The organism is Halomonas sp. hl-4, assembly GCF_900215475.1.
Classification (GTDB): Bacteria; Pseudomonadota; Gammaproteobacteria; order Pseudomonadales; family Halomonadaceae; genus Vreelandella.
In genome coordinates this window covers 1,012,688-1,038,775 of sequence record NZ_LT907845.1, presented here as the reverse complement: position 1 = coordinate 1,038,775, position 26,088 = coordinate 1,012,688, and the positions used below count along the sequence as shown (strand labels likewise).

Annotated in this window: 26 protein-coding genes; 12 read left to right on the top strand and 14 right to left on the bottom strand. The window is 57.1% G+C overall.

Annotated elements, in window-relative coordinates:
• The first annotated feature begins 100 nt into the window (after window positions 1-100).
• Complete coding sequence (locus CPH17_RS05125) at window positions 101-1,168, top strand: NAD(P)H-dependent glycerol-3-phosphate dehydrogenase (RefSeq protein ID WP_074396774.1); 1,068 nt, start codon at window positions 101-103, stop codon at window positions 1,166-1,168.
• Window positions 1,161-1,655 carry a phosphohistidine phosphatase SixA gene (gene sixA, locus CPH17_RS05120; RefSeq protein WP_096298440.1) on the top strand — a complete coding sequence of 165 codons (495 nt, stop codon included), beginning with the start codon at window positions 1,161-1,163 and terminating at the stop codon, window positions 1,653-1,655. Before CPH17_RS05125 ends, sixA begins: the two co-directional genes overlap by 8 nt.
• Before the next feature lie 49 nt (window positions 1,656-1,704).
• Here sixA and gatB read toward each other — a convergent pair whose 3' ends face one another.
• The 3 genes from gatB to gatC all read right to left on the bottom strand — a co-directional run bounded on the left by gatB (window position 1,705) and on the right by gatC (window position 4,974).
• Entirely contained in the window at window positions 1,705-3,159 is a 1,455-nt protein-coding gene (gene gatB, locus CPH17_RS05115) for an Asp-tRNA(Asn)/Glu-tRNA(Gln) amidotransferase subunit GatB (protein WP_096298438.1), read from the bottom strand.
• Complete coding sequence (gatA, locus tag CPH17_RS05110) at window positions 3,159-4,619, bottom strand: Asp-tRNA(Asn)/Glu-tRNA(Gln) amidotransferase subunit GatA (protein WP_096298436.1); 1,461 nt, start codon at window positions 4,617-4,619, stop codon at window positions 3,159-3,161. Before gatA ends, gatB begins: the two co-directional genes overlap by 1 nt.
• 67 nt (window positions 4,620-4,686) lie before the next feature.
• Window positions 4,687-4,974, bottom strand: coding sequence for an Asp-tRNA(Asn)/Glu-tRNA(Gln) amidotransferase subunit GatC (gene gatC, locus CPH17_RS05105; protein ID WP_074396770.1), 288 nt, complete (start codon window positions 4,972-4,974; stop codon window positions 4,687-4,689).
• 229 nt (window positions 4,975-5,203) lie between these two features.
• On the opposite strand from gatC, the gene CPH17_RS05100 reads away from it, so the two are divergent.
• Genes CPH17_RS05100 through tldD form a run of 7 tightly spaced genes read left to right on the top strand, consistent with a single transcriptional unit; the run spans window position 5,204 to window position 15,164 of the window.
• A complete protein-coding gene (locus CPH17_RS05100; protein ID WP_074396769.1) occupies window positions 5,204-6,241 on the top strand; it encodes a rod shape-determining protein in 1,038 nt (345 codons plus the stop codon).
• Between the two features lie 24 nt (window positions 6,242-6,265).
• Window positions 6,266-7,210 (top strand): rod shape-determining protein MreC, encoded by a 945-nt coding sequence (gene mreC / locus CPH17_RS05095; RefSeq protein WP_074396768.1) that lies wholly within the window; start codon window positions 6,266-6,268, stop codon window positions 7,208-7,210.
• On the top strand, window positions 7,210-7,698 hold the full coding sequence (gene mreD / locus CPH17_RS05090; RefSeq protein ID WP_096298433.1) for a rod shape-determining protein MreD: 489 nt from the start codon (window positions 7,210-7,212) through the stop codon (window positions 7,696-7,698). The genes mreC and mreD overlap by 1 nt, the downstream gene beginning before the upstream one ends.
• Window positions 7,699-7,752: 54 nt before the next feature.
• Window positions 7,753-8,352: a Maf family protein gene (locus CPH17_RS05085; RefSeq protein ID WP_096298431.1), complete on the top strand. Its 600-nt coding sequence runs from the start codon at window positions 7,753-7,755 to the stop codon at window positions 8,350-8,352.
• Between the two features lie 18 nt (window positions 8,353-8,370).
• On the top strand, window positions 8,371-9,834 hold the full coding sequence (gene rng / locus CPH17_RS05080) for a ribonuclease G (RefSeq protein ID WP_074396765.1): 1,464 nt from the start codon (window positions 8,371-8,373) through the stop codon (window positions 9,832-9,834).
• Between the two features lie 3 nt (window positions 9,835-9,837).
• Window positions 9,838-13,716: a YhdP family phospholipid transporter gene (locus tag CPH17_RS05075; protein ID WP_096298429.1), complete on the top strand. Its 3,879-nt coding sequence runs from the start codon at window positions 9,838-9,840 to the stop codon at window positions 13,714-13,716.
• A complete protein-coding gene (tldD, locus tag CPH17_RS05070; protein ID WP_096298427.1) occupies window positions 13,713-15,164 on the top strand; it encodes a metalloprotease TldD in 1,452 nt (483 codons plus the stop codon). The genes CPH17_RS05075 and tldD overlap by 4 nt, the downstream gene beginning before the upstream one ends.
• A gap of 7 nt (window positions 15,165-15,171) precedes the next feature.
• Here tldD and yjgA read toward each other — a convergent pair whose 3' ends face one another.
• Complete coding sequence (gene yjgA / locus CPH17_RS05065; protein ID WP_096298425.1) at window positions 15,172-15,690, bottom strand: ribosome biogenesis factor YjgA; 519 nt, start codon at window positions 15,688-15,690, stop codon at window positions 15,172-15,174.
• Window positions 15,691-15,785: 95 nt separating this feature from the next.
• Here yjgA and pmbA point away from each other — a divergent pair, with 95 nt between their 5' ends.
• Window positions 15,786-17,126: a metalloprotease PmbA gene (pmbA, locus tag CPH17_RS05060; RefSeq protein WP_096298423.1), complete on the top strand. Its 1,341-nt coding sequence runs from the start codon at window positions 15,786-15,788 to the stop codon at window positions 17,124-17,126.
• A 17-nt stretch (window positions 17,127-17,143) separates the two neighbouring features.
• On the opposite strand, the gene CPH17_RS05055 is transcribed toward pmbA, so the two are convergent.
• The 10 genes from CPH17_RS05055 to CPH17_RS05010 all read right to left on the bottom strand — a co-directional run bounded on the left by CPH17_RS05055 (window position 17,144) and on the right by CPH17_RS05010 (window position 24,240).
• On the bottom strand, window positions 17,144-17,413 hold the full coding sequence (locus tag CPH17_RS05055; protein ID WP_074396760.1) for an HPr family phosphocarrier protein: 270 nt from the start codon (window positions 17,411-17,413) through the stop codon (window positions 17,144-17,146).
• 72 nt (window positions 17,414-17,485) lie between these two features.
• On the bottom strand, window positions 17,486-18,367 hold the full coding sequence (gene rapZ, locus CPH17_RS05050; RefSeq protein ID WP_074396759.1) for an RNase adapter RapZ: 882 nt from the start codon (window positions 18,365-18,367) through the stop codon (window positions 17,486-17,488).
• Window positions 18,368-18,457: 90 nt separating this feature from the next.
• Window positions 18,458-18,931: a PTS sugar transporter subunit IIA gene (locus CPH17_RS05045; protein WP_074396758.1), complete on the bottom strand. Its 474-nt coding sequence runs from the start codon at window positions 18,929-18,931 to the stop codon at window positions 18,458-18,460.
• Between the two features lie 4 nt (window positions 18,932-18,935).
• A complete protein-coding gene (gene hpf / locus CPH17_RS05040; protein WP_027335376.1) occupies window positions 18,936-19,244 on the bottom strand; it encodes a ribosome hibernation-promoting factor, HPF/YfiA family in 309 nt (102 codons plus the stop codon).
• 86 nt (window positions 19,245-19,330) lie between these two features.
• Window positions 19,331-20,746, bottom strand: a complete 1,416-nt coding sequence (locus tag CPH17_RS05035; protein ID WP_074396757.1) for an RNA polymerase factor sigma-54 — start codon at window positions 20,744-20,746, stop codon at window positions 19,331-19,333.
• Between the two features lie 104 nt (window positions 20,747-20,850).
• Window positions 20,851-21,600, bottom strand: coding sequence for an LPS export ABC transporter ATP-binding protein (lptB, locus tag CPH17_RS05030; RefSeq protein ID WP_074396756.1), 750 nt, complete (start codon window positions 21,598-21,600; stop codon window positions 20,851-20,853).
• A 10-nt stretch (window positions 21,601-21,610) separates the two neighbouring features.
• Complete coding sequence (gene lptA / locus CPH17_RS05025; RefSeq protein ID WP_074396755.1) at window positions 21,611-22,111, bottom strand: lipopolysaccharide transport periplasmic protein LptA; 501 nt, start codon at window positions 22,109-22,111, stop codon at window positions 21,611-21,613.
• 3 nt (window positions 22,112-22,114) lie between these two features.
• Window positions 22,115-22,693 (bottom strand): LPS export ABC transporter periplasmic protein LptC, encoded by a 579-nt coding sequence (gene lptC, locus CPH17_RS05020; RefSeq protein ID WP_074396754.1) that lies wholly within the window; start codon window positions 22,691-22,693, stop codon window positions 22,115-22,117.
• 6 nt (window positions 22,694-22,699) lie between these two features.
• Window positions 22,700-23,236, bottom strand: coding sequence for a KdsC family phosphatase (locus tag CPH17_RS05015; protein WP_074396753.1), 537 nt, complete (start codon window positions 23,234-23,236; stop codon window positions 22,700-22,702).
• A 20-nt stretch (window positions 23,237-23,256) separates the two neighbouring features.
• Window positions 23,257-24,240 (bottom strand): KpsF/GutQ family sugar-phosphate isomerase, encoded by a 984-nt coding sequence (locus CPH17_RS05010; protein WP_074396752.1) that lies wholly within the window; start codon window positions 24,238-24,240, stop codon window positions 23,257-23,259.
• Between the two features lie 219 nt (window positions 24,241-24,459).
• Between CPH17_RS05010 and CPH17_RS05005 the strand changes: the two genes are divergently transcribed.
• Window positions 24,460-25,284: an ABC transporter ATP-binding protein gene (locus CPH17_RS05005; protein WP_074396751.1), complete on the top strand. Its 825-nt coding sequence runs from the start codon at window positions 24,460-24,462 to the stop codon at window positions 25,282-25,284.
• On the top strand, window positions 25,281-26,081 hold the full coding sequence (gene mlaE / locus CPH17_RS05000) for a lipid asymmetry maintenance ABC transporter permease subunit MlaE (RefSeq protein WP_156524115.1): 801 nt from the start codon (window positions 25,281-25,283) through the stop codon (window positions 26,079-26,081). The genes CPH17_RS05005 and mlaE overlap by 4 nt, the downstream gene beginning before the upstream one ends.
• Window positions 26,082-26,088 lie beyond the last annotated feature (7 nt).

The following is a 26,088-nucleotide window of genomic DNA, read 5'->3' as shown; positions in this document are numbered from 1 at the left end:
CGCTCGCTAAGGTATAACGGCCCCTTGGGTATGTCCCAAGCGGGCCGTTTGTTTTTGTCGTACCCTTAACGTTTCGCTAATCAACTATCCAGGAATTCCAATGGCTGAGCAGCAGATTCATGTCGCCGTACTGGGCGGGGGTAGTTTTGGTACCGCCCTGGCCAGCATCGCTGCCGATAATGGCGCTCAGGTGCGCCAATGGATGCGTGACGAGACGCTGGTGGAGCAAATTAATCGGGAGCGCCGTAACGGTCGCTACCTGCCGAATTATCCCATTAACCCCGCTGTGCAGGCCTCTACCGATCTTGAAACGGTACTGCACGACGCTGAACTGGTATTGATTGCCATTCCTTCAAAGGCCTTTCGCAGCGTTGTTCAGGCCGCCAAGCCTTGGTTGAAACCCGAGCAGATTCTGGTCAGTACAACGAAAGGTATTGAGCAGAAAGGCTTTTTATTGATGAGCCAAGTGCTTGAGCAGGAAACCGGGTTTACGCATATCGGGGTAATAGCCGGCCCCAATCTGGCGTCGGAAATTGCCGATAAACAGCTGACCGCCACGGTGATTGCCAGTGCGGATGCGTTGACCCGCACACGGGTTCAGCAAGCATTGGGCTGTCGCTATTTCCGCGTTTACGCAAGCAACGACCGCCACGGGGTAGAGCTCGGTGGAGCGCTGAAAAATATCTACGCGATTGCCGCGGGTATGGCGGCCGCGCTGGGCATGGGTGAAAACACCCGCAGCATGCTGATGACCCGGGCGTTGGCGGAAATGAGTCGCTTTGCCGTTGCCCAGGGAGCTAACCCCATGACGTTTTTAGGTCTTGCCGGGGTGGGGGATTTAATTGTCACCTGCTCGTCGGATCTGTCGCGTAACTATCGCGTGGGTTACGCCATTGGTGAGGGGCGCTCGTTGGATGAAGCCGTCGACGCCCTTGGGCAGGTCGCGGAAGGTGTTAATACTGTCAAACTCGTTTGCACCAAAGCGGCCGAGATTGGCGTCTATATGCCGCTGGCCGAAGGACTTTATCACGTGCTGTTTGATGGCGTGCCCGCCCAGGACATGGCGAAGACATTAATGATGGGCGAGCAAAGCAGCGACGTTGAGTTCATCTTGCCGCGTGAAGACGTTAAGCAAGCCCACCGTGAAACAGGGCGTTGGCATGAGTAATTCATCTACATATCGCCTTTGGATCATGCGCCACGGCGAAGCGGGGCCCGGGCGCCCCGATGAGCAGCGGAGGCTGACACTGCAAGGCGAGCGTGAAGTGGAAAAAATGGCGGAGTGGCTGGCGGCGTATGTAGCGGCGGAGGCTGGGTCATCGCCGAGGCTGCTGGCTAGCCCCTATCGTCGTGCTCAACAGACAGCCACGCGGCTGGGCGAGGCCTTGTCGGTGCCGGTTGAAACCCTGCCGCTAATTACCCCGGACGATGCACCTGAAACGGTCATTGAGTGGCTGCTTACGCAAACCGATAAGCAACTGATTCTGGTCAGCCATATGCCGCTGGTGGGAGAGCTTGCCGCAATGTTAGTGGAAGGCCACACGGCTCGCGGTATCGGGTTTCCCACCGCGGGGGTTGCCGAGTTGACCGCACCAGTATGGGCGTCAGGTTGTGCCCACTTGAAACGCTTTGTGCATCCCGGTCAGCTGACGTAACAAAAAACGGCCGCAAGCGCGGCCGTTTTTATGATGGAAAAACCTGGACCTAAAGTAGCGCGTCGAGCTTTTCCTTTAGCAAGCCGTTCACCTGCTGCGGGTTGGCCGTGCCTCGCGATGCCTTCATCACCTGGCCCACAAAGTAACCGATCATCTTGCCGCGCTTCTCGGGCTCAGCGTCGCGATACTGCGCGACCTGGGCGGGGCTGTCGGCGATCACCTGATCGATCATCGCTTCAATGGCGCCGGTATCGGTGACCTGCTTGAGGCCTTTCGCCTCGATGACCGCATCGGCACTGTCGCCCTCACCGTGCCACAGTGCCTGGAAGACCTGCTTGGCGGCTTTGCCGTTGATGGTATCGTCAAGCACGCGCTGGACCAGCTCGCCCAGCTGCACGGCCGAGACCGGGCTGTCGGTGATGCTTAAGCTTTCGCGGTTGAGCGCCCCGGATAGCTCGCCCTGCACCCAGTTGGCTGCCTGTTTGGCGTCGCCACATACGCGATGGACTTCCTCGAAATATTCGGCCACGTCGCGGCTGGCGGAAAGCACCGCCGCATCGTAGGCCGATAAGCCCAGCGCGTGCTGGAAACGCTCGCGCTTGTCAGCGGGCAGCTCGGGCAGTTGGCCGCGTAAATGGTCCAGGTAAGCCTGGTCGAGTACCACCGGCAGCAAATCAGGGCAGGGGAAGTAACGGTAGTCGTTGGCTTCTTCCTTGGTGCGCATGCTGCGCGTCTCGTCGCGCTCAGGGTCGAATAGGCGCGTTTCCTGAATCACCTTGCCGCCGTCTTCAATCAGCTCAATCTGACGCTCAACTTCAAAGGCAATGGCGCGCTCCACAAAGCGGAAGGAGTTGACGTTTTTGATCTCGGCCCGGGTGCCAAAGGCTTCCTGGCCCTTGGGGCGTACCGAGACGTTAACGTCGCAGCGCATCGAGCCTTCGGCCATGTTGCCGTCGGAAATGCCCAGATAGGTAACAATCGAATGGATCGCTTTCAGGTAAGCGGCCGCTTCCTTGGCACTGCGCATATCCGGCTCGGAAACGATCTCCAGCAACGGTGTCCCAGCGCGGTTCAAGTCAATCCCGGTCATGCCGTGGAAGTCTTCGTGCAGCGATTTACCCGCGTCTTCTTCCAGATGCGCATGGTGGATGCGAATCCGTTTTGTGGTGTCGTCGTCCAGGGTGATCTCCACCTCGCCAGGCCCTACGATGGGGTGGTACATCTGACTGGTTTGATAGCCCTTGGGCAAATCCGGATAAAAGTAGTTTTTACGATCGAACACCGACACTTCAGCGATATCGGCATGCACCGCCAGACCAAACTGCACCGCCATGGCCACCGCCTGCTCGTTGAGCACCGGCAGCACGCCGGGTAGACCGAGGTCGACCGCGCAAGCCTGGCTGTTTGGCTCAGCGCCAAACGCCGTTGAGGCGCCGGAAAAAATTTTCGAGTGAGTGGCGAGCTGAACGTGGACTTCAAGCCCAATCACGGTTTCCCATTGCATTAGGCGCTCTCCTCGACAAAAGCAGGACGTTGTGTGTGCCAATCGGTCGCCTGCTGGAACTGGTGGGCAACATTTAACAATTGGGCTTCGGCGAAGTGAGTGCCGAGAATTTGCAGGCCGATCGGGCGGCCACCGGCGAAGCCGGCCGGTACGCTGATGCCGGGGATGCCCGCGAGGTTCACTGCGATGGTATAGATGTCCTGCAGGTACATCGAGACCGGATCTTTTTTGGCCCCTAGATCGAAGGCTGGAGTAGGCGAGGCGGGCCCCATCAACACATCGACGTCTTCAAAGGCGTCCAGGAAGTCCTGGCGAATCAGGCGGCGAACTTTCTGCGCTTTGGTGTAGTAAGCGTCAAAGAAGCCTTCTGACAGCGTATGGGTGCCGATCAGGATGCGGCGTTGCACTTCTTCGCCAAATCCCTCGGCCCGCGAGCGCTTGTAAAGATCGATCAGGTCGCTTGGGTTATCGCAGCGGTGGCCGAAGCGTACGCCGTCGAAACGCGACAGGTTGGATGACGCTTCGGCAGGGGCGATCACGTAATAGGCGGGAATAGCGTAGTGGGTGTGCGGCAGGCTGACCTCGCGCACTGTGGCGCCCAATGACTCGTAGACGTTGACCGCTTCACGGACGGCTTTTTCGACCTCGGGGTCCAGGCCATCACCGAAGTATTCCTTGGGAAGGCCTATTTTCAGCCCGGAAAGTGGCGCATTGAGCGTTTCCGCGTAGTCCGGCACCCCGCGGGCCACGCTGGTGGAGTCGCGCACGTCGTGGCCTGCCATCACGTTTAACAGGTGTGCGCAGTCTTCGGCGCTGCGCGCCATGGGGCCCGCCTGATCAAGGCTTGAGGCGTAGGCGATCATCCCATAGCGCGAAACGCGGCCATAGGTGGGCTTAAGGCCGGTAATGCCGCAAAACGCAGCCGGTTGACGGATCGAACCGCCGGTATCGGTGCCCAGGGCTGCCGGGGTTAGCCCCGCGGCGACGGCGGCCGCGCTGCCTCCCGAACTCCCGCCGGGCACGGCAGTGAGATCCCAGGGGTTCCTAACCGGTCCGTAGTAGCTGTTTTCATTGGAGGAGCCCATGGCAAACTCATCCATGTTGGTCTTGCCGAGCGTGACAGTGCCCGCCGCCTTGAGCTTTTCCACCACGGTCGCATCGTAAGGCGCATTAAAGTTATCCAGCATCTTGGAGCCGCAGCTGGTTTTAACTCCCTGGGTGCAAAAAATATCTTTCAGTGCCAACGGCAGGCCTGTTAACAAGCTCGCCGCTCCCTTGGCGCGCGCTTGGTCGGCGGCATCGGCTTGCTCAAGGGCTTGATCGGCAGTCACGGTAATAAAGCTGTTCAGCGTGGCGCCGTATTGCTGGATGCGTTGCAGGTAGTGCTCGGTTAGCTCGCGGCTAGACAGCTCACCGCTGTCTAACGAGTTGGCGAGTTGCGTCAGTGTCTTGTCGTGCATGACCTGAGGGCTCCGTTCGAAGCGAAAAATAAAGGTAAAAAAAGCCCGCTAATGCTCAGGCGATAAATTACTCAACCACGCGGGGCACTAAATAAAGGCCATTTTCCACCGCTGGCGCGCAGCGTTGGAAAGTGTCACGCTGATTGGATTCGGTGACTTCGTCGGCACGCAGGCGCTGGGTGGCATCAAGCGGGTGGGCCAGCGGCGCGACGCCTTCGGTATCGACGCCTTGTAGTTGGTCGACCATGTCCAAAATTCTGCTCAGGTCCTCTACGAAGCCGCTGGCTTGGTCATCGCTAACGGCGAGTCGGGCTAAGTGGGCGGCCCGGCGCACATGGGAGTCTTCAAGCGCCATGATCGGAAATTCCTCGCGAAGGTGATGGAACATATACCGTGTAACGCGGTATACAGACAGTCATCGAAATAACGTCTTGTGTTGCAGACGTGGAAAATAACCGCAAAAGGTACCACATCTTGGCGCGCACGGGCAGTGTTTAGCGAGACTCGTGCTTGCTGCCAGGGGGTTGCGGTGATACCGTTTGCATCCGCACAGGGTTCCCAGTCTGCACTAGGTAACAACATCCATGTTCAAACGTCTGAGGGGGCTGTTTTCCAGCGATCTATCGATCGATTTGGGTACGGCCAACACACTGATTTACGTACGCGGTCGTGGCATCGTGCTTGATGAGCCGTCCGTCGTTGCTATCCGTCAATCCGGTAATATGCGCACCGTAGCCGCGGTAGGCGCCGACGCTAAACGCATGTTGGGGCGTACGCCGGGTAACATTACCGCTATTCGCCCGATGAAAGATGGCGTCATTGCCGACTTTACCGTCACCGAACAAATGCTTCAGCACTTTATCCGTAAAGTGCACCAAAGCACGTTCATCACGCCTAGCCCGCGCGTGCTTGTCTGTATCCCGTATATGGCGACGCAGGTAGAACGCAGAGCGATTCGTGAATCTGCCGAAGGCGCAGGCGCGCGCCGGGTGGATCTCATTGAAGAGCCGATGGCGGCCGCGATTGGCGCCGGGCTGCCCGTGGAGGAAGCACAAGGCTCCATGGTGGTAGATATCGGCGGTGGGACAACCGAAATCGCGATTATTTCGCTAAACGGTATTGTCTACTCCGAATCCATTCGGGTCGGTGGTGACCGTTTCGACGAGGCGATTATCGCCTATGTTCGCCGCCATTACGGCAGCTTGATTGGCGAAGCCACCGCCGAGCGCATCAAGGAAGAAATTGGTTGCGCTTACCCCGGCGGCGAACTGCGCGAGATTGATGTGCGTGGTCGTAATTTGGCAGAGGGCATTCCGCGTAGCTTCACACTCAATTCCCACGAAATCCTGGAAGCGCTCCAAGAAACGCTGGGTGCTATCGTATCGGCGGTTAAGAATGCCCTGGAGCAATCGCCTCCCGAGCTGGCTTCTGATATTGCGGAGCGTGGGCTGGTGTTGACCGGTGGTGGAGCGCTACTACGCGATATTGACAAGCTGATTGCCGAAGAAACCGGGCTACCCGTCATTGTGGCGGAAGATCCGCTGACCTGCGTGGCTCGAGGCGGAGGTAAGGCCCTTGAAATGATCGATCAGCATACCTTTGAGTTGCTGTCGAGCGACTAATCGCAGCGGTTAATTGCGGGGGATTTGCCTATCAAGCCGCTGTTTTCGCACGGTCCGTTACCGGGATATCGGCTGTTTTTTTGCGTGCTGATTGCTAGTGCGCTGATGTTTGTCGACCAGCGTTTCACGCGCATGGAAAACGTGCGCGCCCAGATGTCTATGGTGGTGGCTCCCATCCAATGGGTGGTCGGAGTGCCGAGCCGTTTTTTGGATTGGGGGTCGCTGGCGTTTTCCGACCAGCAAGCGCTTGTCGATGAAAATCGGCGCCTGCGTGAACAAATCTTGACGCTATCGCATCGCGGTCAGCAGATGGCCAATCTCACCAAGGAAAACGCCGAACTGCGACGTTTGCTGGATGCCGCTAAGCAGCGTGATATCCCCTACATGACCGCCGAGCTGCTGTCGCTTGATAACGATCCCTTCAGCCATCAAATGGTGGTAGACCGCGGTCACCGTCATGGGGCTTATGTGGGTCAGCCGGTGATTGATGCGACGGGGCTTGTCGGTCAGGTGACGGCCGTTTCGACGTATTCCAGTCGCGTGCTTTTGCTGGCTGATGCCAGTCATGCCTTGCCAGTGCAGGTCAATCGTAACGGGTTGCGCTTCATCGTCCAGGGAGCGGGCCGCTATGGCCGGGTGAACGTATTACATGTCCCGAACACAGCAGATATTCGTGAAGGGGACGTGCTGACCACATCAGGCTTGGCTGGGCGATTCCCGCCTGGTTACCCTGTTGCCCGTGTCACCGAGGTGGAACATGACCCTGGCCAACCGTTTGCCAAAGTGACAGCGGAGCCCATGGCGCAGTTAAAACGCTCGCGTCATTTCCTGTTACTTTCACCGCCGCCGCAGGTGTCTCCTGATGAGCAACAGTGGGACGACACCCTAAGGGTCTCGGTCGAGGCGTTACGTAGTGCACACCAGGTAGTTAATCCCGACGATACATCGTTATCTCAGGAGGTGCCCTAATGCCCCGCATCCCGGTGACACCCTTGGTGGTTATTTGGTTGACCTTGCTGTTGGCACTTTGTCTGCAGGTGATGCCGTTGGCCGACGGCTGGCAGATATTTCGCCCTGAATGGCTGGGGCTGATGCTGATTTACTGGTGCATGCGCGAACCGGATCAAGTAGGCGTTTTTCACGGCTTCGTGCTGGGCATTCTGCTGGATCTTATCGAGGGAACGCCCTTAGGTCAGCATGCCATCATGTTTTCATTGTTAGCGTTTCTGTGCGCGTTGGTTTATGCCAGGTTCCGAGCCTATTCATTGCTCCAACAAGCGCTGCTAGTGCTGGTGCTATTGGGGTTGGTGCAGTTGATTGATCAGTGGGTGCGCAGCCTGGTAGGCGATTTTTCCATTCATTTGGCATTTTTAACCTCGTCGTTGGTTAGCGCGGTTTTATGGCCTTGGCTTGCAACCATGTTTGCAGCGTTACAGCGCCGTTTTGCCATTTCTTGATACGTCTCAAGATGAGCTGTAAGGGTGCTTTTGAGTGATCAAGTTGGAGCATGTATGTCGTTGGAGTCAGCGCCGGTTTTATGCCTAGCGTCAGCGTCGCCGCGGCGGCGGTCTTTGCTCGCATCGATAGGCGTATCGGTACAGATACAGCCCTGCGATATTGTTGAAGCCCCATTAACGAATGAGCCTGCTGAGCGCTATGTGAGGCGTTTGGCAGAGGCCAAAGCGCAAGCCGCAACGCCCATGACATCTCTGCCTACATTAGGCTCAGACACGGCAGTAGTGATTGATGGGCAGATTTTAGGCAAACCCGCGGATGAGCAGCACGCTGCGGCTATGTTACGGCGGCTTTCAGGACGACAACACGAGGTGTTGACCGGTGTCGCTGTGATAGGGCCAGAGGGCGTTTTGACGTGCTGTGTGGAGACGCGTGTGACACTGCGTAGCATCAGTGACGCTGAGATAGCCGCTTACTGGCGTACCTCTGAGCCTCGGGGCAAAGCGGGCGGCTATGCCATCCAAGGCATGGCAGCGGTGTTTGTGGCAGGAATTGAAGGCAGCTATTCGGCAGTGGTGGGGCTGCCATTATTTGAAACAGCGTGCTTGCTGCGTCGACAGGGGGTACCGTTATGGGATGGATATTTACCCGCGTAAACCCACAAGGATTTTTGCATGAGCGGTGAGGTTCTGATTAATTTAACGCCGATGGAGACCCGCGTAGCCCTGGTCGAAAATGGCGTTCTTCAAGAGGCGTTAATCGAGCGCTCTCGTCGGCGTGGCATTGTCGGCAATATCTACAAAGGCAAAATTGTCCGTGTGCTGCCTGGAATGCAGGCTGCCTTTGTTGATATTGGCCTCGAGCGTGCTGCCTTTATCCACGCCCACGAAGTGATGCCGCCCGGCACGCCGGTCGAAGAGCAGCAAACGATCGGGCAACTGCTTCACGAAGGTCAGGCGCTGGTCGTGCAGGTCACAAAAGACCCCATTGGCAGTAAGGGCGCCCGGCTGACGACTCATCTCTCAGTTCCGTCGCGCTATCTCGTCTATATGCCCGATTCCCCTCACCATGGCGTTTCACAGCGAATCGAAGATGAGCGTGAGCGCGAGCGGCTGAAAGCATTACTGGATAGCAGCATTGGCGAACAAACCTTAGACGTTGTCGGCGGTTTTATCGTCCGCACCGCGGCTGAAGGTGTCGGCGATGAGGAACTCATCGGTGATATGCATTTTTTGCTGCGGCTATGGCGCAAAGTTAGTGAGCGAAAAATTACCGCGGCCCCCTCGACGGTCATTTACGACGATTTGCCGTTATTTATGCGAACGTTGAGGGATGTAATGCGCGATGATATCGAAAAAATCCGCATCGATTCCCGTGAGAATTTCGTCAAGTTGGTGGAGTTTGCCGAGGAGTTTATGCCCGACGCGGTGGATCGCATCGAGTATTATCCCGGCGAAAGGCCTATATTTGACCTGTACAGCGTCGAAGATGAAATACAAAAGGCGCTGGGGCGAAAAGTACAGTTGAAGTCGGGTGGTTACTTGGTAATTGACCCCACGGAGGCGATGACCACCATTGACGTCAACACCGGGGGCTATGTCGGGCATCGCAACCTGGAAGAAACTATATTTAAGACCAACTTAGAAGCGGCAACGGCCATAGCGCGGCAACTGCGGCTGCGTAATCTAGGCGGCATCATTATTATCGACTTTATCGATATGGAAGATGTCGAGCACCAGCGGCAAGTATTGCGTGTACTTGAAAAGGCTCTGGAGCGGGATCACGCCAAGACGAAATGTACCGGGGTCACAGAGCTTGGCTTGGTGCAGCTCACCCGTAAGCGTACACGGGAGAGCCTTGAGCAAACGCTATGTGAGGCGTGTCCTACCTGTAGCGGTCGGGGAACGCTCAAAACACCTGAAACGGTGTGCTATGAAATCTTCCGCGAGATTCTGCGCGAAGAACGGGCCTACAGTGCCGAAACGTATATGGTGTTGGCTTCCCAGTCGGTCGTTGACCGCTTATTAGATGAAGAGTCGGCCGCCGTGGCCGATTTGGAAACCTTCATTAATAAGACGATACGCTTTCAAGTGGAGCAGCACTACTCTCAAGAGCAGTATGACATTGTGTTGATGTAATCCATGACGATTCACCCGGTGGTGCGTACTGCATTGAGGTTGACAGCGTGGTGGCTAGGGGCACTGGCAATTGTGCTGCTGCTGCTGCGTTTGGCGATGAGCCAGGCGGATGCGCTGACGCCGCGTATTGAGGCATTGCTAGAAACCAGGGTAGGCGTGCCGGTCAACATCGAACGACTGACGCTAGCCTTTGAGCGCAACGATATCCAACTCATGGTGGGCGATGTCAGCGCGCAAACTCCCAATGGCTACCCGCTTTTCAAACTGGACCATGCCAAATTACGACTCGACGTCTGGGCATCGCTTAAAGCGCTCACGCCTATTTTCAACGACGCCGATATCCGCGGCACCGAATTCCACCTTTATCGCCTTTTCAGCGATAGATGGGAGTGGCCTGCGCCTGCCAAATTACCAGTGGTGGAGGACCAGCCTGATATCAATTTAACCGCGCTGGATCGCTGGACGGGGATTCTTCTCCGCCAGCGGTTAAGCGTGGAAGACACTCGCCTGATACTGCACGGTGAGGATAACACCGTCGATTTACATGCGCCGACACTGTTGCTAGGGGGCGACGAAGAGCATACCCAGCTTGAAGGCAGCATCAATATTATCGATCAGACCGAAGAGGAGCCTTCAGAGCCGTTGCCGATGGCGTTTCTGCAGGCGGAAGTCTCGCCGGGGGAAGAGGGGTATCGAGACTTTTCGGCAGTGTTGAACCTGGACGTTCAACTTGACCACCTGGCGCTGCTGGCGGACGTTATCCGCCCTGAGTATGTTCCCCAGGTTACCCAGGCCGGAGGTGATGCACGCCTCTGGGGACAGTGGTACAAAGGCCAGTTGGACCAGGCGCGTGTGGGGGTGGATATACCGCAGTTGACGCTACGTCACGATGTACAGCGTGCCATATTGAGAAATGTAGAAGCCCTGGGGCAGTGGCGGCGAGACGGCGATGGTGGTGAAGCCTGGATTAGTGGTGATGCGGAAAATGTCGAGTGGGCACAGCCCTCGGGCATCAGCGATGGCCCGGCATTGCCTCGACATTGGTACGTGACCCACCAGCCTGATAATTGGGAGCTGCGCACCAGCGCTTTTGAGCTGGCGTCCCTCGCCGCATGGCGAGACTATGTGCTGATGCCGGAATCGGTTACCCGCGTGTTGCAAACGCTTTCTCCGCGTGGCCAGGTAGAAGGGTTCCGGATCGGTCAGCAGGAAGGTGAATGGGGCGTTGACGCAGCCATCAGCAACCTCGAAGTATTACCCTGGGAGCAGGCCCCCGGGGGAGGTCCGCTGGATGCCTGGGTACAGGCACGCGATTTCAGAGGGCGGGTTCAATTTGCCAATCATCGCGAGAGCACGCTCTATTTCCCGGAATTATTCGATGCTCCCATGCAGCTGCAGCACGCCACAGGGCAGGTGGAGTGGGTTTACGATGGCCCGCGGGCGCTAGTGAGTGGGCGCGACATCGTGCTTGACTGGGATGGCGCACGCGTCAGCGGTGGCTTTGGGTTGGTCACTGATGCGGATCGCGGCCACTTTGGTCTGGATATTGACTTTCAGGATGTCGATGCTCTGGAGAACCCACTCGCACAGTGGGTGCCCATGAAGGCACTAGAGCCGGAATTGCGCGAGTGGCTGGGTAACGATGTGGGCGGCTATGTCACGCAAGGCGCGTTAAAGCTGAGCCAGCCTTTAGGTGATGACGTTGACGCTGATGCGTTAACGTCCACCCTTGAGCTGAGGTTGCGCGATGGACACCTTCCCATGGCTCCGGAATGGCCACAGATTGAAGGTTTGGCCGGTCGCTTGAAGTGGCAAAACGACCGTCTGTTGGCCGAAGTTGAGCGTGGCCAAACACAAGGGGTTGTGTTAAGCGGCGGGGCGGTTCGGTTACAGGATGATGTGCTGAACCTGTCTGGTCAGTGGCAGGCAAGCGGGCAAAACGCGCTGGCGTTTTTGTCGGCGATGCCCGATATAGGGACACCTGACATGAGTGCCCTTGACCTTCAGGGCGATATTGACGGTGACGTGGCACTTGCCATGTCGCTGGACGATGAAGATGACCTCACGCTGGAAGTCAACGCCGAGCCCAGAGATATGCAGATAGGCTATGGGGAGCTTGCTGAGCGCATCGAGTCGCTGCAGGGCCAGATTACCTGGCAGCAGCAGGGCGAGCAAAGTGCACTGGTGGGCGAGTTGAATGGGCAGCTTTTGGATGGCGCGATTCAAGCGGCGATCGACACCCGGGAAGACAGCGTCGCGCTTCAGGGCGAGGCGTCGGCCCGTGGGTTGTTGAGTCTGGCAGGGGTGAGCCGGGAGGCGGCGGGGGCGCTTGCCGAGGGCCGTTCACCCTGGCAGGGGCAACTAACGCTATCGCCTTCCCCTAGATTGGAGATGGAAAGTGATTGGCAAGGCGTGGCCGTCAAACTGCCCGATCCGTTTGCTAAAAGCGCCCAGCAGGCATGGCCCTGGACCCTGACAGCGGATCTTGACCCCATACGTATCCAGAGCCGTGTAGCCGAGATTGCCGATTTGCATATTCAATCTAGCGCTGGCGGTGAGCTTGCGGGCAGCGTGCGCCTGGGCGAAGCCGTTCGTCGTACGCCGGACTGGCGAAACACCCCTGGCTGGCAGCTGGGTGCGGAACTCGAGCGGTTGGATATCGCCGCTTGGCAGAAGGCGTTCTCGCCCATCGTTCAGGGCGGCGACAAGGTAGATGCTGACGAGGCGTCAATCTCAGCATTCCCGCCGCTTTCGCTGAGTGTCACCACGTCTTGCGTGGTATACAAGCAGGATTGCTTGGGTGGTGGCACAGCCGAGGGCGACCTGTACGATAGCAACTTATCGCTGGTGCTCGACAGCGATTTGGTGAGAGGGCGGGTTGATTATCGTCCCAGAGGGGCGACGCCCTTGGATATTGCGCTCTCTCAGCTCTATTTAGATCCCATTGTTGATGCAGTGTCTGGAAGCAATAGCGAGCAGCAAATTGTGTCTATGCCGTCTTCCTGGACGGAGTCGGTTGAAACAACGACGCCTGAAGCATCAACCCCAATAGCATTGCCCGCGTGGCTAGCCGATGTTCCTAATGGTCGCTTACGCTTGTCCGAGATGCTGCTCGACAATAAGCGAATCGGTCCTTTGACAGCCTTCTGGCAAGCTGATGGTGACGGTATTTCGCTAGAACCGGTTGGCTTGACGCTTGGGCAACTAACCGCTACCGGTGCGCTGCATTGGGAAGGTGGCGCCGCCACTAGCAAAACCCGCGCGGAAATGGCGATCAAGGGCGGTAATATTGCCACTGCGCTTGAGCATCTCGACCAGCCGGTGGCCATGCGTAGCCGGAGCACTCAGGTGGATGCAACACTGGCCTGGCCGGGGGCTCCGTGGCAGTTGGATCTCGCCCAGGCCGGGGGAGAGATGACCACCGACATACGCGATGGTCGCTTTCTTACCCTTGAATCGGCACCGGCCCGCTTGGTGGGGCTGTTAAACTTTGACAATATCTTACGCCGTTTGCGGTTGGATTTTTCCGATGTGACCGGACAGGGCACGGCATTTGATCGTGTGCATGGCGCGGCGGATATCGCCGACGGTAAGCTTATGCTGCGCGGTCCATTGCAAATCGAGGCGCCCGCCGCCACGCTGTCCCTTAGTGGCGACGTTGATTTGGTGAACCGTGAACTTGATCAACGCCTTGGCGTCGCATTACCGCTAAGCCAGGGCTTGCCCATGGCGGCGATCGCTATTGGGGCCCCCGTGGTGGGCGGCGCGCTGTTTTTAGCCGACCAGATGTTTGGCGATGCCTTGGATCAGGCGACCACGATTTATTACCGTGTGGAGGGGCCGTGGGCCTCGCCGCAAGTGACTTTAGAAGGTTCTCGATGACCGCACACACTGACGATTTACAAACCGCCGTTTCGATTTTGCTCACCCCAGGCGGATTAGACCTTGGCGCCCTTGACGCTGGCCTGGGCTACGCCATGGGCGCTGGTGTGGACTACGCCGACCTGTATTTTCAGCGTACCTGGCAAGAAGGCTGGGTACTGGAGGACGGCGAAGTTAAGGAAGCAAGCTACAATATTGACGGTGGCGTCGGCGTCCGTGCGCTTGCCGGCGAGAAAACCGGCTTTGCATACTCCAACCAGATCACTGCCGATGCGCTGATGGATACGGGGCGTACCGCGTCCGGTATTGTGCGCAGTGGCAAGCGTCTGACCGGGCAGGCCGTTAAACCCGTAACGGCGTCGCCTTACTACGCCGGCATCGATCCTCTCGCCGGCCTTAGCGCCGATGAAAAAGTCGCCATGCTCAAAGAGGCGGATCGCGCTGCCCGCGCGGCAGATCCCAGCATCAGCCAAGTTAGTGCATCGCTTTCCGGAACCTACGAAGTAGTGTTAGTGCGTGCCAGCGACGGTACATTGGCAACCGATATTCGCCCCCTTGTGCGCTTCAATGTCAGTGTTATTGCCGTTAAAAACGGCCGCCGGGAGCGCGGTAGCGCTGGCGGCGGGGGGCGTTATTCGATGTCGCGGCTGCGCGATGAACAGGTCTCAGAGCGCTATGCCAAAGAGGCAGTGCGCCAAGCGCTGGTCAATCTCGAGGCGGTCGATGCGCCCGCTGGGCAAATGCCGGTGGTGTTGGGTGCCGGATGGCCAGGCATTTTGCTGCATGAAGCCGTGGGGCATGGTTTAGAAGGTGACTTTAACCGTAAGGGTAGTTCGGCTTTTGCAGGACGTATGGGCCAGCGCGTGGCCTCAAAAGGCGTCACGGTGGTGGATGATGCCACGTTAAGCGATGGTCGTGGTTCTCTGAGCGTCGATGACGAAGGCACGCCGGGGCAATATACCTCGCTGATTGAAGATGGTGTCCTGACCGGCTACATGCAAGACAAGCTTAATGCGCGTCTAATGGGGATGGCGCCGACTGGCAATGCCCGTCGCGAGTCATTTGCCCATATCCCGATGCCGCGAATGACCAATACTGTCATGCTGGCGGGGCAGGATGAGCCAAGCGATATTATCAAGAGCGTCAAGCGGGGTATTTACGCGGTGAGCTTTGGTGGTGGCCAGGTCGACATCACCTCTGGAAAATTTGTGTTCTCCGCCAGCGAAGCCTATTTGATTGAAGATGGCCGTGTAACGGCGCCGGTGAAAGGCGCGACGTTGATTGGCAACGGCCCTGAGGCCATGAGCCGGGTGTCGATGATCGGTCATGATATGGCGCTGGATACCGGCATCGGCGTGTGCGGCAAAGAAGGCCAGGGCGTGCCGGTCGGCGTTGGTCAGCCGACGTTGAAAGTTGACGAGCTGACCGTCGGCGGCACGCAGTCTTAAACCAGGATTAAAGCTGGACGGTATCGCGTAAAAACTTGAACAGCTTGCGAGCGCTGGCCGGCGGCTTGTTTTGATCTCGCTCACGCTGGGCATTACGGATTAATTGGCGCAGGGTTTGGCGGTCGGTATCCGGGTGCTCAACGAGCCATTGCTCCGCTGCCGGGTCGCCTTCATCGATTAATCGGTCGCGCCATTTTTCAAGTCGATGAAAGGCGTGGTCGCGTTGCTGTTTTTCCTGTTCGATGCCGTCGAATACGGCCTGAATAGCCGCAAGGTCTTCCTTGCGAATTAATTTGCCGACGTACTGCATATGCCGACGGCGCCCTTCATGGGAACGGATGCGAGCGGTTTCGTCGATGGCGCGCAGCATGTCATCGGATAGTGGGAAACGGGCCCGCTCGGCGGGTTGCATGGCGATTAATGTTTCCCCCAATGCCTGAAGCGCGTGCATTTCGCGCTTTAACTGGGACTTGCTGGGGCGCTCTGCCATGTCATCGTCTATAGGCTCGGGGCGTTGTTTTGGCATCGTGGGTTCTCTTAAACAGAATTCGTGGCCTTATTATATCAGGCTGCGATGCTCAATATTGATCTACCGGCTATGTCGGTGGTTAAGGAGATTGTATGGCTCAAGCGTTCGATGCATCTGCCCAGCAGGCACTGCTCATCCTTCGTGCGGAAAGTGCATTAGCGATGGCCAAACGGATGGGCGCCGATGCCGCTGAGGTGGGCGCAAGTGTGGATCAGGGGATTGGCGTCAGTGTCCGCCAGGGCGAGGTTGAAACCGTTGAGCTTTCCCGAGATCAAGGCATTGCGATCACCGTGTACGTGGGCCAGCGCAAAGGCAGCGCCTCTTCGACGGATGCCAGCGACGCTTCGCTACAGGCCACCGTCGAAAAAGCCCTGGCGATTGCCCGCTACACGGGAGAAGACCCGTCGGCAGGGCTTGCCGATGCGGCGTTGATGGCGACCGAGCTGCCCGATTTAAACGTTCATCATCCTTGGGCGTTAACCACTGATCAGGCTATTGAGCTGGCATTGACCTGTGAGCAAGCGGGTCGCGAGGTGGCAGGCATTACCCAATCAGACGGCGCCTCGCTGTCCAGCGGTGAAGGCGTGCGCGTATATGCCAACAGCCACGGTTTTATCGGTACCCAGAAAGGTAGTCGGCATTCGCTTTCTTGCATGCTGATTGCCGAAGACGCGCAGGGTATGCAGCGTGACATGGATTACACCTCGGCGCGCGATCCTGATCAGCTATCTGACCCGGCGGCGGTTGGCCGCGAAGCGGCCAGACGAACGCTGCGTCGGCTGGGGGCCAAACGACCACCTACGGGAACTTACCCGGTGCTGTTCGACCCCAGTCTGTCGAGTGGTCTGGTGGGCCATCTAATGGGCGCCCTGGCGGGCGGTGCGCTATACCGTCAGGCGTCTTTTCTGTGCGATCGGCTCAACACGCCTCTTTTCCCCGATTGGTTTAGCCTCGAAGAGCGGCCAATGGAAGTTGGGGCAACAGCTAGCTCTCCGTTTGATGGAGAAGGTGTACAAACGCGCAATAACCGATTTATCGACCAAGGCAAAATTGCGAGCTACATGCTGTCTTCATACAGCGCCCGGCGCTTGGGTATGACCACGACGGGTAACGCTGGCGGCGCACGCAATATGCGCATTACCGCGCCGTTAACTAGCCAGGCATCGCTGTTGGAACAAATGGACACTGGCGTTTGGGTGACCGAGTTAATGGGCCAGGGAATTAACGGCGTGACTGGCGATTACTCACGCGGTGCTGCGGGTTTCTGGGTCGAGAAAGGCGTGATTCAATACCCCATAGAAGAGTTCACTATTGCCGGTAATCTGGAGCGTATGTACGCAAACTTGATCGGCGTGGGTGATGACATTGACCGGCGGGGTAGTATCCATTCCGGCAGTTGGCTGATTGATGGGATGACTATCGCGGGTAGCTAGCTTAGCAAGGCAGGGCTTTACTTGTCCTCGTCAAAACGTGCGTCGAACAGCGCTTGAATCGCATCCAGTGCTTGTTCGGCGTCATTGCCTTCTGCTCTTATGCATAGCTCCGTGCCACAAGGCGCTGCAAGCATCAAGAGGGCCATGATATTGGCGGCATCGGCTTCCTGCTGCTGCTTCAAGACACGTACGTTGGCGTCAAATTGCTGACTGCACTGTACAAGTTTGGTCGCGGCGCGAGCGTGAAGGCCGCGCTGGTTTGTAAGGGTAAGTCTACGTTCGGGCACCCTGATTCCTTTTGGCTGCTAGGGTCGTCGCAATAGATGATGGCCCTTGCTAAACGGCTAGGGCGACTAATGCTAAAGCGGCGCGTTGACCGTGTATTGTAAGCCCAGCTCGCGGTGACGTAACTGTACCTCACCTGCTTGCCCGGCGAGGCGCTGCGCCAGTTGTTCAACCATATACACTGAGCGATGCTGACCCCCGGTACATCCTATCGCGACGGTCATGTAGCTGCGCTGGCTGTTTTGGTACGCCGGAAGCCAGCGTTCAAGCCACGCCTGAATATCGCTGGCCATGTCATCGACCAGGGGATAGTTAGCTAAAAACGCAATTATATCGGCGTCGCGGCCAGTAGACGAGCGCAGAGAGGGATCCCAGTAAGGATTAGGCAGGCAGCGCACGTCGAAAACGATATCGGCATCGAGCGGCACACCGCGCTTATAGCCGAATGACTCAAAGGTCAGCGTTAGCTGATCACGTCGCTGATGCGCTACCTGGTCGGTGATACGACGACGAAGATCGTGTACCGACAGGCGCGATGTATCGATAGTGAGATCGGCGAGGTCACGTATTTCGTGCAGCGTTTGCTCTTCTTGATCAATGGCTTCTTCAAGCGTGAGCGTGCTATTGCGTGTTAAAGGGTGGCGCCTTCGAGTAGCCGAATAGCGCTCCAGCAAAATACGTGCATCGGTGGTCAGATATACAATCTGACACTTGATGGTACGTTGGCGAAGCTCTTCGAGAAGCTTGGGAAGCTTAGCAAGCGCGCCCGGCAGATTGCGCGCATCAATGCTAACCGCCAGATGGGTGCGTTCCCCCTGGTCGCGTAGCTCATCAATCAGCGAGTCCAGTAGCATGGCTGGCAAATTATCAATGGCGTAATAGCCCAAATCTTCCAGCGCCTGTAAGGCAATTGATTTGCCTGACCCGGATCGTCCACTAATAATGACGAGTTGCATGAAGGCTCTCTTGCTTGCGGTCAAGTGACGTGGGTAACCAGCCAGAGTAAGACGTTAACTCAATCTATACCCACCGGACGTGCCAGCGGGTTACTGACTGGCTGCTTGGTCGCGTATCTTGGCGGAGATGAGATCCAGCAGTTCACGTTGACTGCCCGTTTTGCGTAGCTGCTGGCGTGTGTCGGCGTCGTTCATGATGGAAGCGACTTGGCCCAGCAAGGCCAAATGCGTGTCGTCCGCTTCTTCGGGCACAAGTAGGACAAACACCAAATCCACCGGATCGCCGTCAATTGCATCGAAGTCGACCGCTTCATTGAGTTTGAGAAAGCCCGCGATAGGCGATTCACAGTGTGGGCTTCGCGCATGAGGAATCGCCACACCGTTGCCAATTCCCGTGCTGCCCAGGCGTTCACGCCCAATCAAGCGACTGAATACTTCCTGGCTATCGAGGCTTGGGATGTTTTGCGCGATGAAGGTGCTGAAAAACTCCAGCACCCGTTTTTTACTGCCCCCAGGCACATCGTAGAGAACGCGCTCCGGGGGGAGGATAGTGGCCAACGTCATTGAATTAACGCACGCCTGCGCCTTGGGCGCGGGCTTGTGCTTTTTCCTTATGCTTAACGAGTTGCCTATCGATTTTGTCCGCTAGGGCGTCAATGGCGGCGTACATATCATTATCAAGGGCTTCGGCGTGCAAGTCAGCACCTGCTGCGTGCAACGTGCAGGCCGCTTGTTGGCGCTCTTTTTCAACCGAAAGCGTTACCTGCACGGTGGTAATGTTGTCGTAATGGCGCTCGACGCGTTCCAACTTTTCGTTGACATAGTCACGCAAGGCGTCAGTCAGTTCCACATGATGACCGGTGATATTGACTTGCATTGACGTACTCCTTATCCATCGGACTGTTCTTCGATTGTAACCCTTTTTGCCGTTAAGCAAAGCCCTTGTGATGAGTTTCCGTTTATCTAACGCAAACGACGTCGCTCGCTGGATGAGGGAATGCCCATGCCTTCTCGATATTTGGCAACAGTGCGGCGTGCCACGTGGATGCCGACGTCTTCCAGTAGAGTCACTAAACGGCTGTCCGACAGTGGTTTGCCGGAGGGCTCTTCCTGAATTAATTTTTTGAGCCGTGCACGAATCGCCGTACTGGAGTGGCTGTCACCGTCTTGACCGCTTATTTGGCTGGAGAAGAAGTATTTAAGCTCGAAAATACCCCTTGGGGTATGGATGAATTTCTGGGTGGTGACGCGAGAAATCGTCGACTCGTGCATCTCTACCGCATCCGCAATATCCGCCAGAATAAGCGGCTTCATGGCTTCTTCGCCCTGCTCTAAAAAGCCGATTTGGCGAGTGATGATTTCGCGGCCGACACGCAGTAGCGTGTCGTTGCGGCTGGAAAGGCTTTTGATCAGCCAGCGGGCTTCCTGTAAGTGGTCTTTGAGGAATTGGTTATCCTGGCTTTTGTCGGCGCGCTTAATCAGGCTGGCGTAGTCGGGTTGAATCCTGAGCTTAGGCAGCGCCTCTGGATTGAGCTCAAGGTGCCAGCCTTCGTTATCGTGGCGAACCACTAGATCGGGGATCACATAGCTGTCGTCAGTGGCGCTATAAGCGCTGCCAGGGCGCGGGTCAAGGCTGCGGATGAGCTGGACGACCTCGTCTAGCTGCGCATCGTCGAGGCTTAATCGTCGCTTGAGTAGACGTTGATCATTTTTGCCCAAGGCTTCCAGAAACTGGCGCACCAAACGCCGCGCGGGAATCAATAACGGCGTATCGTCGGGTAGCGTGGCGAGCTGAAGCATCAGGCACTCGCGAAGATCACGGGCGAACACGCCGGTGGGCTCAAACTGTTGAAGCCGTAACAAGATGGTTTCAACCTCACGCTGGCTGAGCCCTTCCACGCCTTGGGCGCGCAGCCCTTCGCGGATATCGTTGAGTGGTTGGGTGAGGTAGCCGTTTGTATCGAGAGCATCAATCAGGCTCTCGGCAACCAGCTGTTCGCGGCTGCTTAAGTCGGTCATGGCCAGTTGCCAGAGGAGGTGGCCGTGTAGGCTTTGCCCCGCCGCTTGGCGTTCAAAGTCAGGGCCCTCACCACTCGAGCTGCCGGTACTGCCCGTGTCCTGGTAGGTATCCGACCAGTCACTGTCGACGGAGAGCTCTGTGGGGATGCTGTCTGCCCATTCAGCTTCTTCCGGCTCGCTGGCGGCTTGTTCGCTGAACTCATCCTCCTGCTCAAGCATGGGGTTGGCGTCCAGCGCTTGCTGAATTTCCTGGCGTAAATCGAGCGTTGATAGCTGCAGCAGAGCAATTGCCTGCTGCAGCTGAGGTGTCATGGTGAGCTGGGTGCCAATTCGCAGTTGAAGAGAAGCTTTCATGACCATCAGAGAACCATTCGGTTATCGGAAAGCATCCACCCTAGTGCGAGTTTTGTTTTGGTGCAAGTGCAATAAGCATGCCACCGGCAATAAATATGCCATTGATAGCTTTACAGACGGAAATCAGCGCCTAAGTAAACGTCGCGCACTTCTTGATTGTCAAGAATGGCGTTTGGTGTGCCGCTGGCAATAATGTGGCCATCGCCGACAATGTAGGCGATGTCGCATATATCCAGCGTTTCACGCACGTTGTGGTCGGTGATCAATACGCCAATGCCCCGGTCCTTCAATGCGCGGATGATCGACTTGATATCGCCCACTGAAATAGGGTCTACGCCCGCGAAGGGTTCATCGAGCAGAATAAATGCAGGCTCAGTGGCCAGTGACCTAGCGATTTCGACGCGCCGCCGTTCACCACCCGATAGGCTCATGCCCATATTGTCGCGGATATGGGTGATATGAAAATCCTCTAGCAGTGTTTCCAGACGAGCTTCGCGTCCGGCGCGGTCCAGGTCGCTTCGGGTCTGTAAAATGGCCATGATGTTATCGGCGACGGAAAGCTTGCGGAAAATAGACGCTTCTTGAGGTAAGTAGCCAATGCCTGCCTTGGCGCGCTCGTGCATAGGGGCGCGAGAAAGATCAAGGGTGTCGATGCCGACGCTGCCTGCATCTGCCTTGACCAAGCCGACAATCATATAGAACGAGGTGGTTTTACCCGCGCCGTTGGGGCCAAGCAAGCCCACAATGCTGCCTTGGGAGATGTCCAGGTTAATATCTTTTACGACGCGTCGGCGCTTATAGCTTTTTGCCAAATGGCGGGCGTGTAGCGTTCGAGTTGCGCTTTCGGCGGCAGCTACCATCGGGCTCTCCTTAGTCTTCGGGTTGCAGCGTCATGCGGATGCGTTGCGGCTCTTGGTTCTCAACATCGGAACGTGCTTCGACGACCTCGCGGTCGATGAAATAATCCAAACGTCCGCCGGTGAAGCGGTCGCCTTGTTGAATGATTTCTGCCTGGTCAATCAACTCAACCCGGCGCTCGGCGACGTGATAAATCACGCGCCGGCCCCAGCCTTCTATCGGGCCATCTTGGTCCTCGGGTTGCTGACGTAAATAGGCGCGATCACCCAGTGCCGTCGCCCGCGAGAGCTCGCCTTCTTCGTTACGTTGGATTTCAACTTCATCGCCTCTGATCAGCATATCTCCCTGGCGAACCTCTACGTCGCCGGTGTAAACCGCCGTACCGGCACGTTGGTCAAGGTCAAGCTGATCGGCTTCGACTTCAACCGGTTGCTGTTGCTGGTGATTATCCGCCAGCGCATAAAAAGGGACTAAGCAGGCAGCGGCAACCGCCGTGTAGATAAACGCTTTCATGTTTTATTCCTGTCCAGGTTGCGTCTCTGGGGGGTGGTGGCCTTGAACGTTATCTTCAAGCCTCACCTCATCCTCGTTTAGCCATGCATCCATCCGCTGCGCCGTTGTTCGCTGGGGCGGTTGCTGGAGTAGCACGTGGGTGTCACTCCATGCATGGGCGTTTTTCCCTTCATAGTGCAGGACATCTGTATCGAGTTGCCAGCCCTCTTCGGGTGCTATGAGCTTGGCATTGCCGGAAAGCGTCAGTTCCTGGGAGCGAGTGTTAAGCGTGCCCACCTCTGACGTGGCGTTCCACACGCGTCGCTCGCTGTCATAAAGTGTGGCGTGGGGTGTTTCGGTCTGGGTCGTCGCAGATTGAGGGGTATGTACCAGGCGGGGTGTGGTCAGCCCCTGCTGGATATTACCCTGTTCGTCAAATAGCGTGAGCTCGGCATTGTGTAGGACATGCCCCGGCTCTTCCGCACGCGCATCTGGGTCCTGGGGGACAGTTTGCGGGCCGCCAGGGTCCAGCCATACCAGCATGCCGCCGAGGGCCAGCACAATCAGCGCAAGTCCCACGCGCGTGCGAAGTTGCTTCAACATAGTTCCTCAGCCGTGTAAGTAGGTATCGATGACGGCGCCCCAGTGCCCTTGGGCGTCGAGTAGCGCATCGCAGACTTCACGAACCGCTCCGTGGCCGCCCAGGCGCTCTGTCACCCAGTCAGCATGGGTGTGCATGTAGTCAGGTGCGTTGGGCACCGTGATCCCGACCCCCGCTCGCTTGATGCTTGCCAAATCGGGTAGGTCGTCGCCGCAATACGCTACTTGAGGCAGTTCAAGCCCAAGGCGTTGGCAAAGGTCGCGCAGCACGGTCAATTTATCCTCGCAGCCTTGGTAGACGTGAGGAATGCCCAGCGCAGCGGCGCGTTGACTGACCATGGGTGAGTCACGACCGGTGATCAGGGCGACTGAAATACCCGCGCGTTTAAGTAGTTTGAGCCCATGGCCGTCTTGGGTGTGGAAGGCTTTGATTTCCACGCCATCGGCCTGAAAGTAAAGCCGACCGTCGGTGAGTACGCCATCAACATCAAGGGCAAATAAGCGAATGCGACGCAGTCGGTCGAGTAGGTCAGTGGAAAGGGTCATTGAGCCTCCGGTCGATTCAATTAAATGACGCCGCTGGCGAGCAGGTCATGCATATGTAGAGCGCCTATTGGGCGTTGTTGTTCATCCACCACCGCGAGGGCGGTAATGCGGTTGTCCTCCATGATGCGCACGGCTTCCGCCGCCAGCAGGTCGGGGGATATCCGCTTGCCGGGCCGCGTCATGACGTCATCTACCCGCACTTCACGCAAATCGTGGAAGTTATCCAGCGTGCGGCGTAAATCGCCATCCGTGTAGACGCCGGCTAGTTGGCCGTTGGGGTCCACCACGCAGGTGAAGCCCAAGCCTTGCCGGGTGATTTCCAATAAGGCGTCGCGTAGTGGGCTGCCTAATGCAACCTGCGGTAAACGTTCACCCTGATGCATAAGGTCGCGAACGCGCAGCAACAGGCGTCGGCCGAGGCTGCCGCCAGGATGCGACAATGCAAAGTCCTCTGCGGTAAAACCACGCGCTTCCAGAAGCGCCACCGCGAGGGCGTCGCCGAGGGCCAAGGCCGCTGTGGTTGAGCTTGTCGGGGCAAGGTCAAGGGGGCAAGCTTCGCGATCCACGCTGCTATTTAAATGAGCATCCGCATGCTGGGCCAGGGTCGAGGTGGGGCGCCCCGTCATGCTGATTAGTGGCGTCCCCAGCCGCTTGAGTAGCGGCAGCAGGGCGGTCACTTCGGCGGTTTCCCCTGAGTTAGAGAGCGCTATAACGACGTCGCTGCGCGTGATCATTCCCAGGTCGCCGTGGCTGGCTTCGCCCGGGTGAACGAAAAAAGCGGGCGATCCGGTGCTGGCTAATGTAGCCGCGAGCTTACCCGCAATATGGCCAGATTTTCCCATACCGGTGACGACTACGCGTCCTTGGCAGGCCAAGATAAGCTCGCAGGCATGGTCGAAATGCGCATCCAGTTTGGCGGCCAAACCTGCGATCGCGGCTTGCTCGATGTTTAGCGTGCGCAGTGCGCTTTGACGAAAAGGCGTGCTAGCAGCTGTCTCTGGCATGAGTATTAGCGTGGCTCGTTAAAATAATAAATAGAAGATAAGAATAACATTGACTGAGTGGACTTTGCCCCATCGTTTTGTGGTGAGGTGAACAGAGGCTCGCTTGTCGTCGTCAGGTAAGGTTAGAATACGATGTTCGATAATAGTTTTTAAACACTGTTTTCTTTATGCTGCGTGAAGCCAGTGAGTACGCACGTTAACGCGAGAGTTGATGGTTCCATGAGCGATGTGCCTTTTATTGAAGTCGAGAACCTGTATTTTTCGCGGGGTGATACCGAGATTTTTCGCGGGGTGAATATCACCATCCCGCGAGGAAAAGTGACGGCAATCATGGGGCCAAGCGGTACCGGTAAAACGACTTTATTGAAGCTGATCGGAGGCCAGCTTACACCCGATCAGGGCCGCGTGTTGATTGATGGAGACGATGTCCACCGGTTATCGCGTAAGGCATTGTTCGCCCTGCGCAAGCGCATGGGCATGCTGTTTCAAAGCGGCGCGCTGTTTTCAGACCTGGATGTTTATGAAAACGTGGCATTTCCGCTGCGTGTTCATACGGATCTACCCGATGCGATGATCCGCGATTTGGTGCTGCTCAAACTTCAAGCTGTGGGCTTGCGTGGCGCGCGCCACCTTTCGCCAGCCGAGCTTTCCGGCGGAATGGCCCGACGTGTGGCGCTGGCGCGGGCCGTGGCGCTTGATCCAGAGCTCATTCTTTACGACGAGCCGTTTGTTGGTCAGGATCCTATTTCCATGGGCGTGCTTGTGCAGTTAATTAAACGCCTCAACCAGGCATTAAGCCTGACGTCGGTGGTGGTGTCCCACGATATCAAGGAGACCCTGACAATTGCCGATTATCTGTATTTTATTTCCGAGGGCCATGTGGTTGCGCATGGAACACCAGCAGAACTCGATGCCAATCAGGATGCTCGGGTGAAGCAGTTTATACACGGTGAGCCCGACGGTCCCGTCCCCTTTCATTACCCCGCGCCGGCTTTTTACCAGGATATGTTGGGCGATGTGGCGACTCAGGGAGATGCCAAATGACGATGAAGCAAGGGCAGGTCGCCACGCGCATTACTCGATTGGGGCGTCGCAGCTGTGACGTGGTCGAGTCGCTGGGGCGCGCTGGGGTATTTCTTGCTCAATCGGCGGTAGGGGTGCCATCGGCAGAGGGCATTCGGCTTTGGATACGCCAGTTGCACTTTGTCGGTGTATTATCGCTAGCGATTGTGCTGGTGTCAGGCCTGTTTATCGGCATGGTGTTGGCGCTTCAGGGGTATACGATTCTCATTGATTTTGGTGCTGAGGATGCGCTTGGGCAGATGGTGGCGCTATCGCTGTTGCGCGAATTGGCTCCGGTGGTCGCCGCGCTGTTATTTGCCGGCCGCGCGGGCTCGGCGCTAACCGCTGAAATAGGCTTGATGAAAGCCACCGAGCAGTTAACCAGTATGGAAATGATTGGCGTCGACCCCCTCAGAAGAGTGGTTGCTCCGCGTTTTTGGGCAGGCGTTGTCGCACTACCGATTCTTACCGTTGGGTTCAGCGTCGTCGGCGTTTGGGGTGGTTATCTCGTCGGCGTTCAGTGGCTTGGCGTATTCGAGGGCTCTTACTGGAGCAACATGCAGGCCAGCGTGGCGTTTATTAATGACGTTGGCAACGGCATGATTAAAAGTGTTGTGTTTGCGGTGGTGGTGACTTGGATTGCGGTCTTCCAAGGTTACGATTTGCTGCCAACTTCTGAAGGGATTTCCCGAGCGACCACGCGTACCGTTGTCTACTCGTCGCTTGCGGTTCTGGGGCTTGATTTCATATTAACCGCCGTTATGTTCGGCGGCCTCTGATTAGGTG